This window comes from Bacillus lumedeiriae (genome assembly GCF_044891285.1).
In the GTDB taxonomy this organism is placed as follows: Bacteria; Bacillota; Bacilli; order Bacillales; family Domibacillaceae; genus Pseudobacillus; species Pseudobacillus lumedeiriae.
Genome location: NZ_JAUIYO010000015.1, coordinates 40,514 through 66,257, shown reverse-complemented (window position 1 = coordinate 66,257; position 25,744 = coordinate 40,514). Strand labels below are relative to the sequence as shown.

At 38.6% G+C, this 25,744-nt stretch carries 22 protein-coding genes; 16 read left to right on the top strand and 6 right to left on the bottom strand.

The features are described from left to right. Positions 1-119: 119 nt before the first annotated feature. Positions 120-827, bottom strand: coding sequence for a DNA alkylation repair protein (locus QYG89_RS14330; protein WP_404318463.1), 708 nt, complete (start codon positions 825-827; stop codon positions 120-122). Positions 828-1,348: 521 nt separating this feature from the next. Here QYG89_RS14330 and QYG89_RS14325 point away from each other — a divergent pair. The 11 genes from QYG89_RS14325 (at position 1,349) to QYG89_RS14275 (ending at position 14,303) form a co-directional block, all read left to right on the top strand. Continuing rightward, positions 1,349-1,807: a divergent PAP2 family protein gene (locus tag QYG89_RS14325; protein WP_404318461.1), complete on the top strand. Its 459-nt coding sequence runs from the start codon at positions 1,349-1,351 to the stop codon at positions 1,805-1,807. Between the two features lie 440 nt (positions 1,808-2,247). Continuing rightward, positions 2,248-2,859, top strand: a complete 612-nt coding sequence (locus QYG89_RS14320) for an MOSC domain-containing protein (RefSeq protein WP_404318474.1) — start codon at positions 2,248-2,250, stop codon at positions 2,857-2,859. Between the two features lie 506 nt (positions 2,860-3,365). Next, positions 3,366-3,818: an OsmC family protein gene (locus QYG89_RS14315; protein ID WP_404318459.1), complete on the top strand. Its 453-nt coding sequence runs from the start codon at positions 3,366-3,368 to the stop codon at positions 3,816-3,818. A 440-nt stretch (positions 3,819-4,258) separates the two neighbouring features. Next, the gene (locus QYG89_RS14310) at positions 4,259-5,725 is read left to right on the top strand and encodes a sensor histidine kinase (RefSeq protein WP_404318457.1); all 1,467 of its coding nucleotides are present in this window, start codon (positions 4,259-4,261) and stop codon (positions 5,723-5,725) included. Continuing rightward, positions 5,703-6,389 carry a response regulator transcription factor gene (locus tag QYG89_RS14305; RefSeq protein WP_404318455.1) on the top strand — a complete coding sequence of 229 codons (687 nt, stop codon included), beginning with the start codon at positions 5,703-5,705 and terminating at the stop codon, positions 6,387-6,389. The genes QYG89_RS14310 and QYG89_RS14305 overlap by 23 nt, the downstream gene beginning before the upstream one ends. 166 nt (positions 6,390-6,555) lie before the next feature. After that, entirely contained in the window at positions 6,556-7,263 is a 708-nt protein-coding gene (locus QYG89_RS14300; protein WP_404318453.1) for an ankyrin repeat domain-containing protein, read from the top strand. An 82-nt stretch (positions 7,264-7,345) separates the two neighbouring features. Continuing rightward, positions 7,346-8,353, top strand: coding sequence for a DUF4822 domain-containing protein (locus tag QYG89_RS14295; RefSeq protein WP_404318452.1), 1,008 nt, complete (start codon positions 7,346-7,348; stop codon positions 8,351-8,353). A gap of 1,012 nt (positions 8,354-9,365) precedes the next feature. Next, positions 9,366-10,025, top strand: a complete 660-nt coding sequence (locus QYG89_RS14290; protein WP_404318450.1) for a GntR family transcriptional regulator — start codon at positions 9,366-9,368, stop codon at positions 10,023-10,025. A 283-nt stretch (positions 10,026-10,308) separates the two neighbouring features. After that, complete coding sequence (locus tag QYG89_RS14285) at positions 10,309-11,709, top strand: Na+/H+ antiporter NhaC family protein (RefSeq protein WP_404318448.1); 1,401 nt, start codon at positions 10,309-10,311, stop codon at positions 11,707-11,709. Positions 11,710-11,745: 36 nt separating this feature from the next. Next, the gene (locus QYG89_RS14280; protein WP_404318446.1) at positions 11,746-13,002 is read left to right on the top strand and encodes an amidohydrolase family protein; all 1,257 of its coding nucleotides are present in this window, start codon (positions 11,746-11,748) and stop codon (positions 13,000-13,002) included. Positions 13,003-13,334: 332 nt separating this feature from the next. After that, positions 13,335-14,303: a DMT family transporter gene (locus QYG89_RS14275; protein WP_404318445.1), complete on the top strand. Its 969-nt coding sequence runs from the start codon at positions 13,335-13,337 to the stop codon at positions 14,301-14,303. A 696-nt stretch (positions 14,304-14,999) separates the two neighbouring features. On the opposite strand, the gene QYG89_RS14270 is transcribed toward QYG89_RS14275, so the two are convergent. Genes QYG89_RS14270 through msrA form a run of 3 tightly spaced genes read right to left on the bottom strand, consistent with a single transcriptional unit; the run spans position 15,000 to position 18,102 of the window. Continuing rightward, positions 15,000-16,067 (bottom strand): DUF3900 domain-containing protein, encoded by a 1,068-nt coding sequence (locus tag QYG89_RS14270; protein ID WP_404318443.1) that lies wholly within the window; start codon positions 16,065-16,067, stop codon positions 15,000-15,002. 9 nt (positions 16,068-16,076) lie between these two features. Then, positions 16,077-17,510, bottom strand: coding sequence for a MocR-like pyridoxine biosynthesis transcription factor PdxR (gene pdxR, locus QYG89_RS14265; RefSeq protein WP_404318441.1), 1,434 nt, complete (start codon positions 17,508-17,510; stop codon positions 16,077-16,079). 46 nt (positions 17,511-17,556) lie between these two features. Beyond that, positions 17,557-18,102: a peptide-methionine (S)-S-oxide reductase MsrA gene (gene msrA / locus QYG89_RS14260; RefSeq protein WP_404318439.1), complete on the bottom strand. Its 546-nt coding sequence runs from the start codon at positions 18,100-18,102 to the stop codon at positions 17,557-17,559. Positions 18,103-18,281: 179 nt separating this feature from the next. Here msrA and ytvI point away from each other — a divergent pair, with 179 nt between their 5' ends. The 4 genes from ytvI to QYG89_RS14240 all read left to right on the top strand — a co-directional run bounded on the left by ytvI (position 18,282) and on the right by QYG89_RS14240 (position 22,188). Beyond that, positions 18,282-19,313: a sporulation integral membrane protein YtvI gene (gene ytvI, locus QYG89_RS14255; RefSeq protein WP_404318438.1), complete on the top strand. Its 1,032-nt coding sequence runs from the start codon at positions 18,282-18,284 to the stop codon at positions 19,311-19,313. Between the two features lie 316 nt (positions 19,314-19,629). Beyond that, positions 19,630-20,373, top strand: a complete 744-nt coding sequence (locus tag QYG89_RS14250; protein ID WP_404318436.1) for a metal ABC transporter ATP-binding protein — start codon at positions 19,630-19,632, stop codon at positions 20,371-20,373. Then, complete coding sequence (locus QYG89_RS14245; RefSeq protein ID WP_404318434.1) at positions 20,374-21,231, top strand: metal ABC transporter permease; 858 nt, start codon at positions 20,374-20,376, stop codon at positions 21,229-21,231. A gap of 21 nt (positions 21,232-21,252) precedes the next feature. Then, entirely contained in the window at positions 21,253-22,188 is a 936-nt protein-coding gene (locus QYG89_RS14240; protein ID WP_404318432.1) for a metal ABC transporter substrate-binding protein, read from the top strand. A gap of 46 nt (positions 22,189-22,234) precedes the next feature. Here the strand turns inward: QYG89_RS14240 and yfkAB are convergent, their stop codons facing one another. Continuing rightward, on the bottom strand, positions 22,235-23,347 hold the full coding sequence (yfkAB, locus tag QYG89_RS14235; RefSeq protein WP_404318430.1) for a radical SAM/CxCxxxxC motif protein YfkAB: 1,113 nt from the start codon (positions 23,345-23,347) through the stop codon (positions 22,235-22,237). A 203-nt stretch (positions 23,348-23,550) separates the two neighbouring features. On the opposite strand from yfkAB, the gene QYG89_RS14230 reads away from it, so the two are divergent. Then, positions 23,551-24,432, top strand: a complete 882-nt coding sequence (locus QYG89_RS14230) for a hypothetical protein (protein WP_404318428.1) — start codon at positions 23,551-23,553, stop codon at positions 24,430-24,432. Positions 24,433-24,483: 51 nt separating this feature from the next. Here the strand turns inward: QYG89_RS14230 and QYG89_RS14225 are convergent, their stop codons facing one another. Then, complete coding sequence (locus QYG89_RS14225) at positions 24,484-25,725, bottom strand: glutamate-5-semialdehyde dehydrogenase (RefSeq protein WP_404318426.1); 1,242 nt, start codon at positions 25,723-25,725, stop codon at positions 24,484-24,486. Positions 25,726-25,744 lie beyond the last annotated feature (19 nt).

Sequence of the window (25,744 nt, the reverse complement as noted above, 5' to 3'; positions counted from 1 at the left end):
AAGCACAGCTCGCTGAAAGGCGAGCTGTGCTTTAGTATTTTCTAACGAGTAATATTTTATTCATCCTAGTCATTTTACTTTTTTCTATGTTAGTTGAACAGCCAGATGAAAGGCTAATTTTAACATCTAACATATTTGCGTTTGAAACCAAGCCGCCCTCTATCCACTTCTTTTTGAATGCTTTCGTAAGCGTTTAGAAGACTGGGTTTTTTCTTACCCCGTTTAACTTCTACAATACCAACTTCCTTTGCTGTCTCGACTGCCTTTTCATGGAGCGGCAAATAGGAAATCCCCACGGTATATAGAAAGTTATTCATAGCAGATTTCGTTCTTTCCGGCGAACCATGAATAGATTTTTTTACAATATCAAGCATAGTTGAAATCTTACTTTCAGAAAATTCAATGTCTTGACGATTCCCTAAAAGCCAGCAATAACAACTCCAGCCTGCTGACATTCTCAGCTCGTCACCGCTTGAAATCCATTTATCGGCAACTTCTTGTGCAATATCGGATTCTGATAAAGTGACTGCCACTACATAATCGGAAAGCATATAAAAATATGCTTCATCCATCCAACGATCATAATCTGACTCAGTCATAGCATTTGGGTCTGCAATAATGCCTGCAAAATACATGGCATCGTAGTTACCTGTAGCATAAAGATCTTCGGCTAAGCGTTGATTTATTTTTATTTTCTTGGCAATTGGTTTCATGGCTCCTGTAGCGACACCAAAAAGAGGCTCACAGGCACCATTGGATATGTATATTTTTTTAGTTCGTTCCTTCCCTAGATCTTCCAATTCCTGCATAACTGTTTGGGAATCCATAATTTTGCACATCCTTTCTTTATCACTTCTTCTGTTATTCATAATTTTCGCGATTAATGTAATCAAGGACTCTGCTCATTAGCTTACGTACACCTGTTCAAATCTCTTATCTATCGTAACATAAATATCCATTTTCTTTTTATAAACGATACGACAAACGACCATATTTGGTGACAAAAAAATTCCCGCTCTTTAAATAAAAATAAAGCATAGGAAAATGGAGAAAACCGAAGAGAAAACATGACAGCTTCGATTTGTGAAAAACAAATTATGTGCTAAATTCAAATTAAAACACCCCAAAAAACAGCAGACAAAAACCATAAGACCCTCTTCATTACATTTTTTAAACAGATCTTTTCATTCATTCCATGAATTTTTTGTTTAATATCAATAAAAAAAGAGAAATATTCTATTAGGCCAGCTAAATGATATCCTGCAGAATATTTGTCTTTTGCTTATTATTTACACTATCAAGGAATAAAAGAGCTGATTTTTTTCAAAATAACCTAGAGGTGAATAATTTGAATAAAGGCTTAGTCATTGCGTTATCAAGTATTGGAATCGCTCAAGCTTTGAAAATCCCGATGCACTATATAAAAACAAAAGAATGGAAGCCTGACCGATTTTTTGCGACAGGTGAGATGCCCAGCTCTCACTCAGCTGGAGTATCCTCTCTAGCTGCTTATATTGCTATGGAAAAAGGCATTTCGACCATGGATTTTGCCCTTTCAGTTGTCTTTGGTCTAATCGTTATGTACGATGCTCAAGGAATCCGCAGACAAACAGGTGAATTAACCTTAAAGGTAAATGACTTGGATGAATTGATTGATAAAATTCATAAAGATGATCCAGTAAAATATGAAGAAAAGTCATCTGATCCACTTAAAGAGGTGCTTGGTCATAAACCGGGTGAAGTTCTAGGCGGGGCACTACTCGGTACTATATTGGGGATAACAGGATATTATATGTCAAAAAAATGATAAAAGATTAGTGGATATGCAACGTTAAGGGAATGACGATGTTAAAAAGTCCAATTCTCAGTATTAAAATTGAGAAATTGGACTTTTTTCGTTATGTCAGAAAAGCAGCTGGCAGTTGAAATGTTATTTTAAACTACCTCCTTAGATGGAAAGTATCTCCACAGGTTCCATGCCATATAAGCGGTAAATGTGAATTTTAACATCGTCTCTTCATTTTGTTATAATGTATTCTATTAAAATACATAATAGGGGAAAATGACCATAAAGAAATCTGGAGTGTTATGTGAACTAGTTTTATTAATCGGGCCAGGTTAGTAAAAAAGTCACCAACAAGTGATAATATTAACAATAGACAAATTATTAATTAGGAGATGTGCGTACAAGTGGATAGCAGTAAAATTATAGAATTAAGGAATTTTTCTATTGGTTTACCCCAACTAATGAAGTACGGGAACGATAAAGAAATACATACAGGAATTTGTAAACAAACGACTGAAGAAGCTTTCTTAAAAAAAGACGGATTCCTTGGAGATGGGGCTGCGGACTTACGATATCATGGGGGATCCGACCGGGCCGTGTGTGTATATCCCTATGAACACTATTTACTTTGGGAAAAAGAATTTGAGAAACCTTTGCCGTCATCAAACTTTGGTGAGAATTTAACCGTAACAAATATGCTTGAAAAAGACGTCCATATTGGAGATATCTTCCGTCTCGGAGAAGCTGTTATACAAATTACTCAAGGCAGAGTTCCTTGTAGTACGATTACAAAAAGAACTAATAATCCTTTTCTTTTAAAGAGGATGGTACAAACCGGTTTTACAGGTTATCTATGTCGTGTTTTAGAAGAAGGGATGGTACGTAAAGATTCCCAAATTACATTATTAGAATTACATCCAAAACAAGTATCCATTCTTTATGGAAATGAGATTTATTTTCATAAGCAAAAGGATATTGAAGGCATAAAGAAAGTATTATCTGTTGAGGAATTGGCTAACGAATGGAAGGAGCTGCTGGAAAGTCGATTAAACAAACTTATTACTCCTATCTAATTCGTTATGTTTTCCTAAAAAGATAAAAAGTGTTATCTACTTTAACTTAAAGGATCTTCGTTTTGGAAGATCCTTTTTCAATACCAATAACGGCGATTATTAAACTAAAAGAGCTCCCTTCACCTATGGGGAGCTCTTTTAGTTTTTAGTGAATTCATTTTTTAACTGAAATCGTTACAAAATACCAATGCGGGCATGTAAAGTTTAGTGTTGTTTTATTTCCTGTCCAGTAACTGCGTCTTCTATTTTTTTAATAGTACCTTTTTTGTTAAAGTAGATATCTATTAAAGAGTATTTCGCCTTTTTACCGGATAAATCCAAAGACATATTATGCTTTGGTGTTTTTTAATAATTTAGCTCCGCATCATTCATCTTTAAAAAGATAAATAACAAACAAAAATAGTTGAATCTAAGAAAGGTTATACTATATACTCAAAAACATATAAAGTTAATCGGAATTATAACCTTCTATTATCAATAAAAATGAAAAAAGGGAGCGATCTATTATGGCATTATCAACATTTAAAGCCAAAACAGTTTTAAAAGAAAATGTGTTAGTGGAAGCTGAGACTAGAGGACATAAGGTAATTATCGATGAGCCCGCCAATTTAGGCGGCACAGATCAAGGGATGAATCCGGTTGAGCTTCTTCTTTCTGCTTTAGGTGCTTGCCAGTCCATTGTAGCGAGAACTTATGCGAAGAAATTTGAGATTGATCTGCAAAATTTTTGGGTTGAATTAGAAGGAGATATTGACATTGATGGTTTTCTTGGCAAATCTGATGTGCGACCTGGTTTCCAATCAATAAGATATACATTTCACATTGAAACAACAGCACCTGAAGAAAAAATTAAAGCATATAAAGAATATATTGAAGCACATTGCCCTGTAGGAGATACCATTGCGAACACGGTTAATCTTGTTTCTGCCGAAGTAGTGGTTGAGAACCTAGTTAAATAATTCTAGCTGCCATAACCATAAAAAAATGAAAATAAAAGGACTGCGGACAACTCAATGAAAATTGAAGTTTGTCCGCAGCCCTTTTATTTTGCTTGTAGATCCATTCCAATCAACAGGGGTTAAAAAGTTAGGATAGCCGTATAATGATTACCTGTTTTAAAATTACTGGTGTTTTCTTTGGATTGGTTGTGGTGACTTAATTCTACAAGAAAAGGTCTTCTTTTTTGTATTTATTCATGTACACAAGATATTTTACGCTCTCTTGTTTATAGATAATTCATATATATTTTAGAAAAATTTAAGATTTATGTGATACAGTTCTTTTAATTTCTTAAAAAAATGAGCTTTTTTAATCTTGATAGTGTGTTTAAAAAATGAGCTTGCATGTTAAGAATAACGAATGGTCTGACGAAAATTTTATAACAGAGTGAGTGAAAGAAATGTCAATTAAAATGAGATTTCTGTTGTCTTATATTGGAGTCCTCCTTTTCTCTATCACTTTATTATTAGCAGCTGGTTTTTTAATTATTTTTGCTATAACAGGTGACGTAAAGTCTATAGAGCACCTTTACAAAAAAACGTATGTACAAAAACCTTTGACAACAGTAGAAGAAAGTGTGTTTCTCGATTTAAAGCTTTTCGCTAAAAATAATCCTAGACAGCTTCTTAATGAAAAGGAAATTAAGTGGATTGAACGGAAGGATATTAAGATTGTTGTTAGAAAGGGCACAAAAGTTGAGTATGCTTCCGCTGCTCTAGATAAACAGGCGTTAGGTAAATCCCTTCCTGGGTTTGAAGAAACAAACATCAATACCCGAGATACGATTAAAATTAATGATTATTTTTTTACTTATGTGAAGTTTGATTTTTATTTTCCAGATAAAAGTAAAGGGAGTGTTTTTGTATTAAAAAAGGCAAGTTCCTATGCTGAGCTTATTCGAGAGTTATTTCCCATCTTATCCGGCCTTTTGCTATTTCTGTTTATCATGATCATTGGAATGTTGAATTATTTAGTTTCACGAAGCATTATTAAGCCTATCACTATTCTTAAAGAAGGGGCCGAAAGAATAAAGTCAGGAGATCTGGATTTCGAGATCGAGGCTATTTCAAACGATGAAATTGGGCAGTTAAAGAGAGCTTTTGAGGAAATGAGAATAAAATTGAAAGAATCTATAAATCTTCAGCTTCAGTATGAAGAAAATCGAAAAGAGCTTCTTTCCAATATTTCACATGATTTGAAGACACCGATTACTTCGATTATTGGATATGTAGAAGGGATTAAAGATGGTGTAGCAAATACCCCTCAAAAGATGGAAAAGTATTTATCGACTGTGTATTCAAAAGCGATAGATATGGATTTACTGATTGATGAACTGTTCTTATTTTCCAAGCTGGATTTGAAAAAAGAACCATTCAATTTTGAAATCATCGAACTGGATAAATATATGAGAGATTACACAGATGAACTGTATTTGGATTTAATCCAGCAAGGAATTAGTATTGAACTTCATCTTTTGAATAAACCGATTTATGTAATAGCAGATAGAGAAAAGTTAAAACGAGTATTGGCCAATTTACTAAACAATTGCGTAAAATATATGAACAAAGACCAAAAAAGCATTTCTATTGCTCTAAATGAACGATTAGATGATGTGATTGTGCAAGTAGCAGATAATGGTCAAGGGATAGATCCTTCTGCTTTGCCACATATTTTTGAACGTTTTTACCGTGCAGAACAATCGAGAAATTCTCAGACAGGCGGCAGCGGTTTAGGACTCGCAATTGCAAAACAAATTATCATGGAGCATGGAGGAGAAATCTGGGCTGCAAGCGAGATAGGTAAAGGTACAACTTTATTTTTCTCCCTAAAGAAAGGTGAAAAAAGTGAAAGAAATATTACTTATTGAAGATGATATTAGCATTGCAGAATTGCAAAGAGATTATTTAGAAATAAATGATTTTCGTGTCGATATGCAACATACTGGTGATGCAGGAGTTCAACATGCGCTTAAAGGAAATTATGATTTAATTATTTTAGACATTATGCTCCCTGGACTAAATGGTTTTGAAATATGCAAACAAATACGGGCTGTTAAAAACATTCCTATTTTGCTTGTATCTGCCAAAAAGGAGGATATTGATAAAGTTCGCGGCCTTGGTTTGGGGGCAGATGATTATATTACAAAGCCTTTTAGTCCGAGTGAATTGGTTGCTAGAGTGAAAGCACATTTAGCACGTTATGAACGTTTAGCCGGGAACCAAACTAATTCAAAAACAATTTTCGTTCATGGAATATCGATTGATAAGTCAGCGCGTAAAGTTCATGTTAACGGAGAAGAAATTCCGTTCACAACAAAAGAATTTGATTTGTTTGTGTTTTTTGTGATGCACCCGAATCAAGTATTAAGCAAAGAGCAGCTTTATGAAAAAATATGGGGGTTAGAATCGGCAGCGGATGTTTCAACTGTAACCGTTCACATCAAGAAAATAAGAGGGAAAATTGAAAGAGATCCTGCCCATCCGAAATTCTTGGAAACGGTTTGGGGAGCCGGGTATCGATTTAACGTTTAAATGAATGATTATGTTTTAAGAACCGTCACAAAAGTGGCGTTTTTTTTATTAGTATTAAGGAATTTTATTAAAAAGTTTATCTTTTTTTAAGAATTTATTTAGATGGAATTCAACATTAAATTTTAACCTTATTTAAGTAATAACACTGAAGGCAGGTGAAATTCTCATGTGGAGGGGGCTAACAATATTCGTTGGATGTCTTTTCATTCTTCAAGGATGTGTTTCTGATAACGATAGAGACCCAAATAAACAGGAAAAAGAAATAAAAGAAGAAAGAAGGGTGAAGGAACAACTATTTACAGCTACAGAGCGCAGAGAAACGGACGCCATAAGGAAATTGATTAAGGAGGGTGTCAATATTAATTCACAGGACTCACAAGGGAGAACTGCCACAATGATAGCAACTTATCATAATGATGTTGAAACCGCTAGAGTCTTGATTGAAGCGGGGGCGGACGTCAACATTCAAGACGACATGAAAAACAACCCCTTCTTATATGCCGGTGCAGAAGGGTATATTGAAATTTTAAAGCTTACGATTGAAGCTGGTGCTGACCCAACGATTACAAACCGGTATGGAGGAACGGCTTTAATTCCTGCCTCCGAACATGGATACGTGGATGTAATCAAAGCCCTTCTTACCGCAACTGATATAGATGTAAATCATGTAAATAACCTAGGCTGGACTGCATTAATGGAAGCTATCGTGTTGAATAATGGAGATAAAAAACAACAGCAAGCCATACAACTGCTCATTGATCATGGGGCGGATGTGAACATACCGGATAAAAATAATGTGACTCCATTAGAACATGCCCAAAAAAATGGATTTAAAGAGATCGAGAGCATTTTGTTAAAAGCAGGAGCAGAATAACCGAATCGTATAGGACTCCATCAGTGAAATCAGATTACTTTATCACATTTAATAAATTAGCATAGAATTAGGAGATGAAAAAATGAATAAAAAAGCAAAAATATTATCACCTTTACTACTTGGGTTCACATTGGCTTTAGCAGGGTGTAACGCGAGTGCGCAAACCGATGCGAGTGAACAAAAACAAGAAACAAAAACAGAACAAACAAACATGAATAAATCACAAGATCCAAAAAAAGAAAAACAATCTGAAAATAAACTCACTAAAGGTCAGAACATGGCTAACATTCTCAGTAGTACAAATTGGCAAGGGACAAGAGTGTATGACAAGAAGAATAATGACGTGACAAAAGAGAATGCAAACTTCATTGGTCTTGCAAAATATGACGTGAAATCAGGAAGATATGAATTTTTTAATGCTAAGACAGGTGAAAGTCGTGGCGATAAAGGAACATTCTTTATCACCAATGATGGGAAAAAGAGAATATTAATTTCAGAATCAATGAATTATCAGGCTGTCGTTGACATGACAGAAATAAATAAAGATATTTTTACTTATAAAAGAATGGGGAAAGATGCTAATGGCAACGATGTGGAGGTATTCGTTGAACATGTCCCATATAAAGAAAAAGAACTGTCATTTACTGACCTGGACAAGCAGTTAGGCATTACTACAGGAAATATTGTGAAAGACATTGATGGAGATAAAATTTTAGGTAGCACTCTCTGGAATGGAACAAAGGTATTAGATGAAGACGGCAATGATGTAACAAAGTACAATTCAATGTTTATAAGTTTGGCAAAATTTGATGACAAGACTAATAAATATGAGTTTTTCAATATTGAAACAGGAAAAAGCCGCGGTGATTATGGCTACTTCGATATTTTAAACGAAAATAAAATAAGAGCCCATGTTTCAATTGGAAATAATAAGTATGGAGCCGCTCTTGAACTTACCGAACTTAATCAAAGTAAATTTACGTATAAAAGAACTGGTAAAGACAAAGACGGCAAGGACATAACTGTATTCGTTGAGCATGAACCTTATAAAGGAAATCTTAAACCAAAATTCACTAAAGTATTTAAATAGATTTTAGCATACGGTTTAGTCGAATTTAAACAGTGAAAAATTCAACTGAAAAGAACGCAAAGATATGAATCTTTCTAATTAAATAGTTAAACGACAGGGGACTTATCTTCTCAGTAAGAAAAATAATCGATCCTCTATAATCGGCCACAACTATGAAGGAATGAAAAAAGCGTAATTTCTTATTAAATTGAGAAATTACGCTTTTTTTATGATGCATCAACAAGTGGAGAATGACTAGTGACGGATGTTCGCGTCCAACCAACCCCATCATTATTTACGCATTTTGAAAACGGAAGTGTTTTTAAACCAAAGAATATGCTTATTTTCTCAATGTTATGGTCACAACTTTGATCACATTTCCGGGCACAAGATCCTTATAATACCTCTCAAAAGAACTCTAAACTCGCAACTCTACATCACATCACCTCGAAAATTAAATGAAGCTGATTTGATGGAATTACATACATTTAATTGTTTAAATATAACGACTTTTTTATTGGAGTTCATTTAACTAAGAATTTTGATCAAATTTTATTCAGAAGCTGCAATGGATTTTAGGTGATTTTGAAAAGAAATTTAAGAATCTGATGAAAGATTTATAGACTAACAAAATATTCATTGGTAGATAAATTATTCATATCTGCATATTTGTTTTATAGATTTTTTAATAATCAGCCTTTAAAAACAGCTTTTTCACTTGGCATGTCTTTTGCATATTAAATAAAACATTCAGAAAGTAATGAAAATATAGAGTTTGGTAAAGGAGGTGTTTAAAATTACTGTTTGATATAGAGATTTAGACTCATTAAAAACAAACTATTGAAAACCCTTCTATAACAGAGGGTATATATTAAAATGCAATTCTACATTATTGCACTTGTCCTTGTATTTCATATCAGACTAAATAAAGTGATTTTTTTAATACTTTAAATTTAGGCTTCTTTTTTTATTCAACATTGTATACAATGTTGGATTCGATTTTGCATACTTAATTATAGGGAGGAAGATAGTGATGAACAGCAAGGAATTTGAAATATATAAAAAGATAAAGCAAGCAATCATTCAGCAAAAACTTCGGCCTAATATTCAATTGATAGAACAAGATATCGCTGAATCATTTGGAGTGAGTAGAACGCCTGTTAGAAATGTGCTTCGCAGATTAGCATATGAACGATTAGTCAAAATAATAGAAAATAAAGGAGCCTTTGTATCGGGATCTTCGATGGAGGAAGCGAAAGAAGTATTTGAAGTGCGAAGAATCATTGAAGCAAAAGCTGTTCGAAAGGCCTGTCAATTACACAATAAAGATCAAATTATCGAGCTAGGAAAAATGATTGATGAAGAAAATAAAATGTTTGAGAGTGCGGACTCTTATGAACTTGTAGAAATACTTGGAGATTTCCATTTGAAAATTGCAGATATTTCAGGAAATTCTTATTTTTATCAATACCTAGAGGACTTAATATCCTTAACTAATGTGATTGTAGGCATCTATGGTGGTGATCAGAAAGCTTGTTCCCATCACCTTCACATTTTCAACGCTATTGAAAAAAGAGATGAAGAGCTTGCAGAAAAACTCGTTTTGGATCATTTAAATGAAATTGAAAATAATTTAAATTTTAGTGAAGAGCAGCGGGTATTACCGCTTTCAGAAGTATTTCAATATAAGTAAAAAATATACACATTCAGCTATAAGGATCATAGCCAGAAGCACTTCAAGCTGTGAAAAAGATTTTACCTAAAGGGGGTGATTCAAGGATAGCTTTCCATTACCAAGTAAAGAAAGGCGGTTTAAATAGAGAGATTTTCTATGAAAGGAATTTAATCAAATACATCTAGAGTAATAGAAATAATCATATATGGTTTGCTCTTCATTCAAAGATAAAACTCTTCCGAGAATAGACTGAATTTTCTAATTTGTATCATTTTTAATTTATTTAAAGGGGGGAATTTAATTGGAGAGTTTTGGTTGGTGGAGTTTAATTCCTACGCTTTGTGTATTGATTATTGCTTTTACAACGAGAAGAACCCTTGAATCTTTGTTGGCTGGAGCAGTTATCGGGTTTATTATTTTGGAGAAACAAAATTTCTTTCCGGCAGTTGTCGATTCTCTTTTAGCTACAATGGGAGATCCGACAATTGGTTGGATTACGCTTGTTATCGTATTTTTCGGAGGTTTTATTGCCCTTCTTGTGAAGTCTGGAGGAGCACTGGCATTTGGAAATTATGTTTCAGCAAGAATTAAAACTAAGAAGGGATCACTGTTTGCAACATGGGTCATGGGGCTTATTATCTTCATTGATGATTACTTAAATGCATTAGTATTGGGAACCGCAATGCAAAGGGTAACTGACAAGCATCGGACTTCAAGAGAATATTTAGCTTATATCATTCATTCCACTGCCGCGCCTGTCTGTGTCATTGTGCCAATATCAACATGGGCAGTATTTGTATCTGGTATATTTGAGAAAAATGGGATCGCTGCAGAAGGATTGGGAGGAGCGGCCTATATACAAACCATTCCTTTTATTCTGTATGGATGGGTTGCAATTTTAGTTGTTGTATTATCTATTTTTGGAATTATTCCTAAGCTTGGTCAAATGAAAAAAGCGGAATTAAGAGCTGAAACAACAGGGGTATGTATTCCAGGGAGTAAAAACAGTGCTGATGACGAAGTAGCATCAACTAGTGAGGATAGTTTCAATGATGATTCGTTAGGTATTTTGGAAAATATTAAACAGCCTAGAATGATTAACTTTATCATTCCGATACTGGTTTTAATCTCCTATACATGGTTTTCAGGAATTGATCTATTACAAGGTATTATCGTTGCAGTCCTTGTAACAATAACCATGTTATTTGTACAACGTTTGATGGGGCTGCGTGAGTTATTTGATACCTTTATTGAAGGAACTAAACCGATGATTTATATTGTCATGATGTTTGTTGCCTCATTTATGTTAGTAGAGGCAAATGACCAGTTAGGACTAACAACATTTGTTATCGAACAGGTAAAGCCTTTGATGAATGCAGAATTCTTACCTGCAGTAGCGTTTATTTCATTGTGTTTAGTAGCTTTTGCAACTGGGGCAATTTGGGGGATTTATGCTATTACACTTCCAATCATCATTCCTCTTGCTCAAGCAGTTGGTGCGGATCTTTGGCTATCAGTTGGAGCTGTCATTTCAGCAGGTGCTTTTGGAAGTCATCTTTGTCCATATGGGGATTCTACTATACTCTGTGCTACTGCTTCAGGAATTGAGCCAATGACACATACCGTAACTCAAATGCCTTATGTCATACTTAGTGGATTTATAGCAGCAGTATTCTATTTAATTTTAGGGTTTGTTATGTAATTAAATACAAATATTAAGAAAAGGGTGTATGAATTTATGACTACTTCATATTGGTTGAAAAATGTTTTGCTAGAGAGCGGATATCATTATCAAAATAGTGTAATAGAAGAAACGATCACAGAAGTATTTCATATCCGAATTGAAAATGAGACAATAATGGAAATTATTCCTGAATTTGAACCGATAAAAGATGATCTTCCACAAAAGGATGCTAATAGATTACTAATGATTCCATCCTTTCAAGATATGCATATGCACTTAGATAAAACACATTATGGAGGACCATGGAAAGCACCCAAGCCATTTACTAGCATTTTTGGACGTCTAGAAGAAGAAAAGGAATTGCTGCCTCGCCTATTGCCAGTAGCAGAAGAGAGGGCTGAAAAAATAATAGACCTCCATTTGCAAAATGGAACAACCCATATTCGTGCCCAGGTAAATGTAGATCCGATAATAGAACTGAAGAATCTTGAGGCTGTGACACGTGCATTACATTCAAATGATAGCAAATTGACACATGAGCTTGTCGCATTTCCTCAGCATGGTCTCTTACGTAGTAACTCTGTTAAATTAGTACGAGAAGCGCTTAAGAGGGGAGCAACTCATGTTGGCGGCGTTGATCCTGCAACCGTAGATGAAGACATTGAGAAATCTCTATATACAATGTTTGATTTAGCAGTAGAGGCGGATGCAGGTATTGATTTACATTTGCATGATAAAGGGCATTTAGGAGTCTATACAATGAAGCGTTTAGCTGCTTATACAGAAGAAGCAGGTTGGCAGGGGAGAGTAACGATTGGACATGGCTTTGGCTTAGGCGAAGTTAGTTTAGAAGAAGCAGGAGAAATGGCTGAAATACTAGCTAAAGCTGGAATAGACCTTGCTTCTACTGTGCCTTTTGAAGCTGGATTTTCAACTCCTCCAATACCGTTGCTTCATCAAAAGGGGGTAAAAGTTTCACTGGCAAATGATAGCATAATTGATCATTGGGAAGCTTTTGGAACAGGTGATATGCTCTATAAGGCAAGTATTATGGCCGAGCGTTTTTCTTGGATTGATGAACAATCATTAGGAAAAGCCCTTTCATTTGTTACTGGAGGAATCATACCGCTGAATTCCAATGGAGAACGGGTTTGGCCAAAAGTGGGTGATAAAGCAAATGCTGTATTTGTTGAAGCAAGTTGTTCTGCTGAGGCAGTCGCGAGAAGGGCGAAGCGTAAAGCGACCATGTTTAAAGGAAACATAGTTGCAGGTCATTTAGCTGGCAAAGATATTGAAAAAACAGTGCAGTAAAATCTGGTTAAATGGCAGCCAATCTCTTTAATAGACGGTTCGAAAACATTTGATTAAATGTTGGCGTTTATGCAGGATAGGAGCTGGCTTCAGTTCATTTTAGGCTAATCCGTTAGAGGAGTGGCCTAAAATGAAATCACCTAGTATGACCGGAAACCAACCGTTGAATACGTAAACCGCACATTTAATCAATATAATCTTCACAACTTCCTAATTTACAGGAATTCAGCCAGCCTATCTTTGATGACCGTATGGTTAAACGAATGATTTATTTAGATGGTCGTACTTACAGACCTCATTACAGAGAATACTTGTAGACTGGGGAAAAAGAAATGGGGCAATCTGTAAAATATTTTTCACATGGCTATAAGAAGCCGCAAATCTTGGTGAAGACATATGCAATGCTAGTATTTTGTGTAATATGTTGGGGAAGTAACTTTATATTCGGCACGATCTTAGTGGATGTCTTTGATCCGATGGCTATCGCTTGTTTACGCCTTATTTTTATTAATATATTCTTGTGGGGCGTCGGTTGGAAATTTGTTAGAAGGAATCAGATTCCAGTGCGTATACTCTTTATGCTTGCGGGGGCAGGATTTATAGGGGTCACAGTAAATCAATGGACCTTCTATGCAAGCTTGCAGCATGCTAATCCAGTGACTGCTGCTATTATTTTAGCGCTCTCGCCAATGATGACATCCCTGATTACTTTTTTCTATTTGAAAGAAAGGCGAAAGATTATTTTCTGGATTGGGGTGGCTGTGGGATTTGTAGGCGTGTCGTTTGTCATAACGAGTGGAAATGGACTGGTTGTGGCCGTTGGAAAAGGAGAACTGCTTATTACGTTGACGATGCTCTCCTTCTCCATTTTTCTTGTCATCGTTCAGCAACTATCAAAAAAACTAGAGCCAATTATTATTACCTTATATACCAACATATTTGGTTTACTCTTATTTATCCCTTTTATTCGTGTTGATATGATTGAACAATCCATGCATATAGACATTAAATATTGGATGCTGCTCATCGTTACAGCTATCTTAATGCATGGTATTTGCACAATGCTTTGGAATGCATCGATTCAAAAAGTAGGAGCGGCAAATGCTTCGATGCTCCTCAATTTGGAACCCTTTATCGTAATGGTTGTTGGATATATCATACTCCAAGAAACAGTTCAGTCGATCCAGTTAATGGGGGCTTTGTTCATTATTTCAGGTGTTATTATGGGGACATATAGGAGCGAGGTAAAGGATTCTAGTTTAAAGGAAGGGAATTGTGACGGGAGGAAAATAGTAAGGTAACTGGGACAAGTATATGAAGAAACATTATTAAAATAACTAATCAATACAATACCAGAGACACAACTTATCATTTTTAAATTATGTAGAGGTGAGGTAAAGATAATGGATCAGTGAGATACTCTTTTGGACAAAAAAGAATAATTAATTCTCTATTGGTATCTATTGTTTTAATATGGGTCTAGAATAAAATGGGATTGTTTTTTACAATCATACTTTTGATACTAAAGAAACCAGAAGCACACAATAGTTTTAAGCAATAGAGCAAGTTTTTATCAGTATCTTTTGAGAGTGTTCGAACTGCTTGTTAGTTTTGCAGCTTTTTCTTTGAGTTAAAGTATCTAGACATAGAAAGAGCTGCATGAGTTAGCAGAATCCTTACAACAGATTGGTACGGAACAGAAGATGTTGAATATAGAAATGCTAATACACAGTTATACGTCATACACAAAGGTTATAACCTACGTGACTGTAACTGCCAAAAAGGTTGTAACGTAATAAAAAAGCAAGATACTGATCTTCACTCAGTATCTTGCTTTTTCTCTTATAATAGTTCAAAGATAGTAGAGAGCTTTCAAAAGTTAATAGACCCCTTCTTCTTGATTGACTTCATAGTCCTTGTCCTTACACCGGTTTTCTGATCACATTTCCGGTCACAAGATCCTTATAATGCCTCTCAAAAGAACTCTAAACTCTACATCACCTTGAAAAGTTCCCATGCTTCTCTCGAATCCGCTCAACCACCTCATCCAACTCCTCAGGCTTATGAAACTCAATCGGGGAGAAGCCTTTCTCAAATATCACCGAATCAGCTTCCATCAAAACGACATAGCGGTCACCGAGCTTAGCCAAATGAATCGACTCCCCGAAGTCTGACAACATCGCATGGACACCCATGTGGTCCAGTTTCATCTTCAGCTCCAATTCAGGTGTATGCTCAACCATACGTGTAGCGGCTTCCACAATTTCTTCCGTCGAAAACCGCTCCTGCAGTTCCCGTTTCGGACTCTCCGCCCAGATTTCCATCGCTTCTTCAAATTGAGCGCGCTCCGGGCTTTCGTCTTCCAGGTCCTCAATCACCGTTTCCCGTACGAAGTCGATCACTTGTGTTTTCACGATTTCAGGCATGGACTGTTCGTAGCCGACGTATTTTAGGAAATCCTCAAAGTAACGGGCGTGGGAAGCCTGGTGGATTTTCAGTTCGCCTTGTTCGACCATTCCTTCTTCGGGCATGTAAGGGTACTGGATCGATTTCATGTTTTTCGTTGTGATCGCCAGTTCTACGTGCTGAAGGAGAGAAGTTGGGTCGGTGATAGAGGCGACTTTTGGTTCGAAATCGCATTTTAAAATAAAGACAAAGGAGTCATCGAAATATTTTTTTATTTGGGCTTTCGTGACGATGAATACGCCGCCGCGCGCAGCGTTCGTTTGTGTATAAAGCGCCGCAAATTGTTCGCTTGCTTCTTGAAACTCTAAGAGGGAGGAAGCGGCTTTCGCTTTAGCGAATAAATTGTAGTTCGGATTGGATGTTAAATCATGGCCTGGTTCAGCTGTGAAAAACCCAATTTTCGTCGGTGCTTGTTCGGCTTTCGGATGGCGCTCTGCTTTTCGTTTTGCGATTTTCGTAAATTCTCCAGAGAGAAAATCGTTGAGCGGGCTGTTTTCATAGTCTTCTTCTTTCAATGTTTGAAAATGATGAGCCCGTTTATTTTCTTCATCATCGACGCGGATCACAAAGAAAGATAAATAATGTATCGTAAAGTCCATTGTTATCACCTATTTTACTTCGTTGCTTTCCAATATAATCTGCCGCAATTTGATAATACCTTGTTGGAATTCTTCGATTGACGCGTAGCCGTAGGATAGCCGGATCGCCCGAACAGACTCTTCTGTATAAATGCTTCCCGGATGTAAAGAAATCCCCGCTTGATACGCTTTAACATGCATTTCTTTTAATGGAATGTTTGTTTTGATTCTTAGCCAAATTAAAAAACCGCCCGCAGGAACGTCCCAATCTGCCAGGTCGCTCATATATCGGTTCAGCGTTTCTAGGGCAGCCGTCCGCCGCTTCTTTAATTCTTCACGAACGACGGCCAGGTGCTGTTCGTAGAACCCGCTTGACAGCCATTCAGCAGCAACGAGCTGCGAAAGAGAACTGGAGCCGTAATCTGTCTGCTTCTTGATTTCAGCTAACCGGTCAATGACTTGATCAGGCCCTGCGATCCAGCCGATGCGAAGCCCAGGTGTCAATGTTTTGGACAAGCTGCCGATGTAAAGCACGCGCCCATCTGAATCGAGTGATTGAAGGGTCGGCGGCGGCGGGCTGTCGAGCCACAGTTCGCGGTAAATATCATCTTCAATCACAGGAAGCCGCTTTTGTTCACATATATCGAGCAGTTCCTTACGGCGTATTTCAGACATCAAGCTGCCGGTCGGGTTATGGAAACAGGGAATCGTGTATAAAATCGAAGAAGGGCCATCAGCTGCTTTTTTAGAAAGAGCGGACGGCTGCAATCCTTCATCATCCATCGGCAGACCGGATAAATTCATGCCAGCTGACTGAAACGTATGAAGAGAATACAAATAAGACGGCTTCTCAAGGAAAACAGTCGAACCTTTATGCAGCAGGCCGGCGGAGATCAGCTGCAATCCTTGAATAGCGCCAGACACAATTAAAATGGAGGAAGGGGAAACCTCTGACCCTTGTTTTTTCATATAGTCGCTGATTGCCTGTCTTAACGGCAAATATCCTTTTGGTTCTTCGTATCCGAAAGGCTCCAGGCTTTTCGCGAGGCGCAGCATCACTTGCTGCATGTTGTCCGTTGGAAAAATATCTTGGGACAGCTCGCCTTTGCTCAGCTCAATCATATGTTCCGGCGCTTTCACTTCGTCTATTTCTAAAAGAGGGACGGAGGCAGGTTTTGGCACAGAGAAGGACATCGATTCATCCCAATCCGGAGGGGTTGCTGCGAGTAACGTCCACGTATTGTTTCTGACGATTGTGCCTTTTCCCATGACACCTTCAATGAGACCTTCTGTTTTTAATTCTTCCAGCGCAGCAACGATCGTCGAGCGATTGACCGACAGCTCTTCAGCCAGTTTCCGCTGACTCGGAATCTTACTGCCGACTGGCCACTCGCCGCTTGAAATACATGATTTTATGTAATTCATCACTTGTTCGTATTTTGTAAGATTTGTGCTCATAGCCATTTTATTCTCCCTATCGTTAGTGCTGTCTCCATCATATCATGCCAATTTACTGCTTACTATTGCCTTCTGTCCAATGCGCTTCGATAAACTCATCCCGTCCAGATTGTACACGATCCGCGTGGTACTCATCAGGGTTCTTCTTATAGAAATCTTGATGATACTCTTCTGCAGGATAAAACGGTGCCGCCGGTAAAATGCGGGTGACAATCGGCTTTTGAAATTTCCCGCTCTCTTCAAGCTCTTGTTTCGATGCTTGAGCCAATTGTTCTTGTTCTACTGTATGATAAAAAATCGCCGTGCGGTAAGAATCACCGCGGTCTTGAAACTGGCCGCCGTCATCCGTCGGATCAATTTGCTGCCAATAAAGATCAAGAATCGTTTTGTAAGAAATAACGGCTGGATCATATACAATTTCAACCGCTTCCAGATGGCCGGTTGCACCGGCTTTTACTTGTTCGTATGTTGGATTCGCCGTGTGGCCGCCGGTGTACCCGGACAATACTTGATGAACACCATCCCATTGATCAAATGGTTTGACCATACACCAGAAACACCCTCCGGCGAACGTTGCTTTTTCTAACTGTTTTGTCATGACTTACACCTCTTCAAGAAATAATAGTTCATCATACCATTCATTCGCCGTGATTTCTACCAATAAAGATTAAAAGAAAGTTTTGCTGACTAATATCTTTAAAGTGTTTTTACGAAAAAAATGGTTTATTATATTAATTAGATAATGAGATGTTGAGATAAGGAGCAGTCGATCGTAAAATGATAAAACGATGGTTCATTACCGCTGCTTTAATAGCAGCAATTATTTATTTAATTCCGTACTCGCTGCCTTTTGTACTAGCGCTGATCACAGCAATTCTTCTGGAAAATTCAGTAAAGTGGTTTATGACAAACTTTAAATGGCCGCGCTTTCGGGCAGTACTTGCTGCCTTTTTGTTATATTTGCTGTTTATTGCCTTGTTTGTCTGGTTTATTGTGAAGCTTGTCATTGATCAAGTAGTGACATTAGCGCAAAGCGGGCCAGCTTTTGTAAATAACTTTTACAAAGAATCGTTAAAGGGCCTTTTTAAAGAATCCGAACAATACTTTAAAAAACTGCCGCCTGATGTGTTCCAGTCCTTTGAGCGAACGATTGAAAATGCCCTTCAGACTGTGACAGATATGCTGCAGGCGATCGTTGAATGGCTGTTTAGTCTGGCAACGGCAATCCCAGGATTTTTAATTGAATTTTTGGTCTACATTATTGCCGTCTTTTTGTTCAGTTTAGAATTATCCCGATTGCGCATCAAGCTGGAAAGACATTTAAGAGAAGAAACGAAAGACAAGCTCTATTTAATTACCGTCCAGTTGAACCGCGCGGGAGTCGGCTTTATTAAAGCACAAATTTTTCTAAGTATTGTCACTTTTTTAATGGCTTTTATTGGATTATCTATTTTAAAAGTGCCGTATGCCGTCCTGCTTTCTATATTAATCGTTTTTGTGGATGTGCTTCCGATTCTCGGAACAGGATCAGTGCTCGTCCCGTGGGCCATTCTTAGTTTTTTTCAAGGAAATCAATTTCTCGGCTTCGGCTTAATTGTACTATTTGTGATTATTACCGTTGTCCGCCGGATACTAGAGCCGAAAGTGTTCTCAACGAATATGGGGATCTCACCGCTGGCTGCTTTAATTAGCTTGTTCGTCGGGTTTAAATTGCTTGGATTTATCGGCTTCTTTATCGGACCAGCAATCGTGATCATTTATGATACTTTTAGAGAAGCGGGCGTCATTAAAAGTAAATGGAAAATTTAATTTAAAAACAAGAGCTGTCTTATAAGTGTCAGACCCGTCTGATGCTTAGGAGACGGCTTTTATTTTTTCAGAAAATATCTTGACAGAATTTTGATCATGCCTTAAATTTTGTACTAAGGAAACTTTATTGGTTGTACACATATATCATTTTTCTTTTTCTTGCATAGAGTAGTTTAAGAGGAAATGATTATTTTTTTAAATAAAAAGTTGCACAAGGTAAAGAGTATGTCTTCCTATCAAAAAAGTGAGGTCATTGAAAGATCCTATTATTTGCGTCAACAGCTTATTAAAATATGAATCGTAAAGGAGAAGTCCAATGAATGACGCACTGTCAGTAAAAAATTTATTCGTTTCCTATCATGGGAACGAAGCAGTCAAGAACATCAGTTTTTCCATTGAACGAGGGAATTTGGTTGGCATCATCGGACCAAATGGAGCGGGAAAATCGACACTATTAAAAGCTTTGTTGAATCTCATCCCGAAAGATACAGGAGAAGTTCAAGTATATGGAAAGAAGTTTCATGAACAAAGAAAATCTATTGCGTATGTGCCGCAAAGAAGCAATATCGACTGGGATTTCCCCATCACGGTATTGGATACTGTCGTACTCGGCTCTTATCCAACGCTCGGCTGGTTTAAACGGCCAAAGAAAGCACACAGAGACTGGGCATTACAATGTCTGCAAAGAGTGGGGATGGAGGACTTTAGCAAGCGGCAAATTGGAGAACTGTCCGGAGGGCAGCAGCAGCGGGTTTTTCTAGCAAGGGCTCTCGCCCAGAAAGCAGAAATTTTCTTTCTAGATGAACCATTTGTCGGCATAGATGCAGCCAGTGAAGAAACGATTATTCACATTTTAAAAGAATTAAAGGAAAGCGGAAAAACGATTCTTGTCGTTCATCATGATTTAAGCAAAGTAAGCGACTACTTTGATCAGCTTATTTTGTTAAACAAAGAACTCATAGGATTCGGCGCTGTTAATCAAGTGTTCTGCGCGGATATTTTATCTAAAGCGTATTCTGGACAATTTTCTTTCTTGGATCGATTGGGGGTGGAGGTATAAATGAGCTTTATTGATGCAGTGATTCACTACGGTTTTTTACAAAAAGCACTATTAACTTCTATCATGGTCGGCATCATTTGTGGAGTCGTCGGCTGCTTTATCATTTTAAGGGGAATGGCACTAATGGGCGATGCGATTTCGCACGCTGTTCTTCCTGGAGTGGCCATCGCTTATATGCTTGGCATCAATTTCTTTATCGGAGCGGTTATTTCGGGAGTCATTACAGCAGTAGGCATCGGCTTTGTCAGTCAAAACAGCCGGATTAAAAATGATATTTCTATTGGAATTATGTTTACCTCTGCGTTCGCTTTAGGGATTATCCTTATTACACTCATGAAGAGCAGCACCGATCTCTATCACATCTTGTTCGGCAACGTGCTCGCTGTTCGGCCATCAGATATGTGGACGACGCTTGGAATCGGGATTTTCGTTTTAACTTCCATCTATTTGTTTTATAAGGAATTGCTCGTCACGTCTTTTGATCCAACGATGGCTGCAGCCTACGGATTGCCGGTTAAAGGTATTCATTACTTTTTAATGACGCTGCTGACGATGGTCACAGTCGCTTCTCTTCAAACGGTAGGAATTGTGCTTGTCGTAGCGATGCTCATTACACCGGCGGCGACCGCCTATTTATTAACAGACCGGTTATGGATCATGATTTATCTTGCTGCTGGATTAGGCGTGGCCGCATCGATCGCCGGGCTATACTTTAGCTTCACGTATAACCTCGCTTCTGGCGCAACAATCGTTTTAGTATCAACGATGTTGTTCTTACTCGCCTTTATCTTTTCTCCGAAGCAAGGAATTTTATGGCGTTCCATCAAAGCGCGAAGAAAAAAAGTATCGTTCACTTAAAGAGTAAAAGGAGGAATAAAAATGAGACGTTTATTTACAGTACTAATGACCGCGCTTTTGGCTGCCGCTCTTCTTACTGGATGCGGATCAGGAGAGAAAACAGCCCCAGCCCAAAAAGGGGATAAAATACAAATCGTCACAACGTATTCTATTCTATACGATATTGTGAAAAATATCGGCGGTGACCGGGTGGAGATTCATAGTTTAGCACCGGTAGGATCTAATCCTCATGAATACGACCCGCTCCCCTTAGATATCCAGAAAACAACCGATGCAGACGTTGTATTTTATAATGGGTTAAACCTTGAAGCAGGAAACTCCTGGTTTGAAAAGCTTCTTCACACAGCTGGAAAATCCGAAGAAGATGGGACAGTGTTTCGACTAAGTGAGGGTGTAAAACCGAAGTATTTAACGTCAAAAGGCCATGAAGGAGAGGAAGATCCCCACGCCTGGCTCGATATCCGCAACGGCATTCAATACGCTAAAAATGCAAGAGATGCCCTCGTTCAAATCGACCCTAAACATGCGGATATTTACAAGGCAAACGCAGAGAAATATATTGCTGAGTTAGAAGCCCTTCATCAAGAAGCAGTGACCGAATTCAGTAAAATTCCAAAGGAAAAACGTTTTTTAGTAACAAGTGAAGGTGCCTTTAAATACTTTAGCGATGCCTATGACTTCCAAGCAGGATACATTTGGGAGATTAATGCCGAGAATCAAGGGACACCGCAACAAGTAAAACAAATCGTTGATTTAATTCGATCAAAAGAGGTAGCATCCTTATTTATAGAAACAAGTATCGATCCCCGCAGCATGGAAATGGTTTCAAAGGAAACTGGAATCCCTATTGGAGGGACTTTATTTACAGATTCTCTCGGCAAACCAGGGGAAGAGGGAGACTCTTATATTAAGATGATGAAGTGGAATATTTCTGTTATCCTTGATAACTTGAAATAAAAGAAAAACGAAGAAAGCTGGTTCAAAACCAGCTTTCTTCGTTTTTTTATTTCGCACCTACAGCTTCTTTCACCGTAAAATTAACGTTCGGATAGTACGCATTTTTCACTAAAATATTAGGACCGAGACATTGAACACTTGGGCAGTGGCAGTTCAGCTCAGAAGCAAGCTTCGATTGATTCCACGTGTCATACGCTTCCTGCAATGTCGTCGTCTGCACGTTTCCTAAAGCTGGTGCATCACCAAAGTCAGTAACAATGATATCCCCATTGAAAATATTGACATTCAACCGGGAACGGCCGTCAGGATCATTGCGGACTGTCACGTTTTGTTCTGTACGCAGACGTTTCAGCAGCTGCTGATCTTTTTCATTCGGGCTGCACGAGTAAAATGGCAGGGTGCCGAACATCATCCATACGTCCTGATGGCGAATGTCTAACAAGTGATGGATCGATTCTCTAATCTCATCTAGAGAAAGCGATTCAAGGGAGCTGGCGAAATCACTTGGGTACATTGGGTGAACTTCGTGGCGGACACATTCCATTTCCTCCACAATTTGACGATGAATTTTCTCAAGATAAGGAAGTGTGCTTTTATTTAACATCGTTTCAGCAGAGACCATGACACCCATGCGTGACAGCGCACGGCTATTGTCAATCATCCGCTGGAACAATGCTTGGCGCTGCTCGAATGACGGCTTGCGTGACATATTCGCAAAACCGACTTCAGCAAATTCCGCTGTTGTCCCCCAGTTATGAGAAATATGCAGAACATCCAAATAAGGAGCAATTTCTTCGTAGCGGGAAAGTTCCAGTGTCAAATTGGAGTTTAGCTGTGTATAAACTCCTCGTTCATGCGCGTATTTCAAGAGCGGCAGCACATACTCCCGCACAGACGACTTTGACAGCATCGGCTCGCCGCCGGTAATGCTTAAAGCCCGCAAATGAGGTACTTCATCAAGCCTCTGTTTTAACAGCTCAAATGGCAGAGCGTCTGGATCTTTCGTTTGCAGCGTATACCCTACTGCACAGTGCGCACATCTCATATTACAAAGCGTTGTCGTAGTGAATTCCACATTCGATAATTGCAGCTGTCCTGTTTGCTGCACATCTAAGTAAGATTCCCACGGATCAAATGTGGGAATAATGTTTCGTTTCATGTTTAACCCTCATCTCCTCATACCGTGACCTATTATACTGCTCTTTTATAAATAAATGAACAGAAAAAATAAGCGTTCACACGAATTTTTTTACTATAACAAACAATTGGCCCATTCTATTCCAGTATGCAAATACTTAGCGGAAAATTCCAAGTGTGTTACAATATAGTCGGTAAGACAAGGGAAAGAAAGGAGTCACACTTATGAAAAAATGGTCGATGATCGTAGGAGCCGTTGTACTTGCGGGGGGAGTATTAGCCGCATGTTCAGAAACAACGACAGAAGAACAAGAGACAAATAAGCCGGAAGAAACAGCGCAAGAGGGTGAACAAGGAGCGGGCGGACAACCGGATCAAAAAGAAGGAACAGAAACACCAGCAGAGAAAGAAACTCCTGTATCAAAGGATACAACGAGCAATCCAACTACAGAAACAGCCAAAGAATCAGATCCGAAAGAAACACCAGCAGACATCATTGAAACGAAAGGTGTATTCAACGGCATCGCTGATCCTCACACAGTGGAAATTGAAGTCGACGGACAGCCACAGGCTTTTCAAGTGGCACCCGGCAGCGAAACGATGAAACAGTTTGAACAATTAAAAGAAGGAACGGAAATTACGTTTACGTACAAAAAAGACGGCGAACAGCTGATCATTCAAGAACTGAAAACAGAACAAGCCGTTGAAACAAAAGGTGTGTTCAACGGCATTGCTGATCCTCATACAGTGGAAATTGAAGTCGACGGACAGCCACAGGCTTTTCAAGTGGCACCCGGCAGCGAAACGATGAAACAGTTTGAACAATTAGAAGAAGGAACAGAAATTACGTTTACGTATAAAAAAGACGGCGAACAGCTGATCATTCAAGAACTGAAAACAGAACAAGCCGTTGAAACAAAAGGTGTGTTCAACGGCATTGCTGATCCTCATACAGTGGAAGTTGAAGTCGACGGACAGCCACAGGCTTTTCAAGTAGCACCGGACAGTGAAATCATGAAACAGTTTGAACAATTAGAAGAAGGAACAGAAATTACGTTTACGTATATAAAAGAAGGCGAACAGCTCATTATTCAAGAGTTGAAATAATACAGAAAATAATCAAAAAACCGGCAGACTGATGAGCTGCCGGTTTTTTGATTATTTTCTAATTTGTCCGTTTCCTTCTACGATTGACTTCACAGTTGTAATAGCGCGAAGTCCCATCGGTCCGCGCGCATGCAATTTTTGCGTGCTAATGCCGATTTCCGCTCCATACCCAAACTGCTCACCGTCTGTAAAGCGTGTGGAAGCATTGTGATAAAGAACGGCTGCATCGATGGCACGGAAGAACGTTTGAACGTGCTGGGGTGTTTCCGAAACGATCGCTTCAGAATGTTTCGTGCCGTATGTTTGAATATGAGCCACCGCTTCTTTGACATCTGCGACCGTTTTTACAGCAAGAATTGGCGCTAAATATTCTGTGCCCCAATCTGCTTCTTCTGCCTTTTGTATAAAAGAAAATTTCTGCACTAGATCATCGGAACCGCGAAGCTCCACGTCTTTTTCATGAAGCGAGCGCAAAAGCTCTTCTCGGTGAGGCCAGTCTTTGTGGATTAACAAGGACTCTGCCGCATTACAAACAGAAGGGCGGTGCAGCTTCGCATTTTCAGCAATCGCTATAGCCATATCTTTCTTTGCGCTTTCATCAATATACACGTGGCAATTGCCAACACCTGTTTCTAACACAGGGACGGTTGCCTGCTGGATGACGGTTTGGATTAAACCAGCCCCGCCGCGTGGAATGAGCATATCTAAGTATTCATTTAACCGAAACATTTCCGATGCTGTTTCCCGGCTTGTGTCTTCAAGCAGCTGCAGTGCCTGTTCTGGAATCGGAGAATCCTCCAAAGCCGCTTTCATCACTGACACTAAAGCGATATTGGAACGGGCTGCGGAAGAACTGCCGCGGAGCAGTACTGCATTGCCTGCTTTTAAACATAAAGCAGCAGCATCTACTGTCACATTCGGCCGCGCTTCATACACCATGCCTACTACACCAAGAGGCACCCGTATGGTTTGAATGGCTAATCCATTTTCTAGTGTCCACTGTTCAGTAGTTTCACCAACCGGATCTTTTAAATGGATCAGCTGCCGGACACCATCTGCCATCTGCCTAACGCGTTCTTCCGTCAGCTTTAGCCGGTCGAGAAGAGGGGGCGCAAAGCCTGCAGCCGCTCCCGCTTCCATGTCTTTTGAATTTTCCTGCAAAATAAAGTCTACATTAGCTGACAAAGCGGCTGCGATCTGTTCCAGCCCTTGATTTTTTTCTTCTTCCGTAAGCATTGCCATTTCATACGATGCTTTCTTCAACAGCTTCGCTTTTTCAATTAGTTCACTCATGATTCCCACTCCGTTCCCT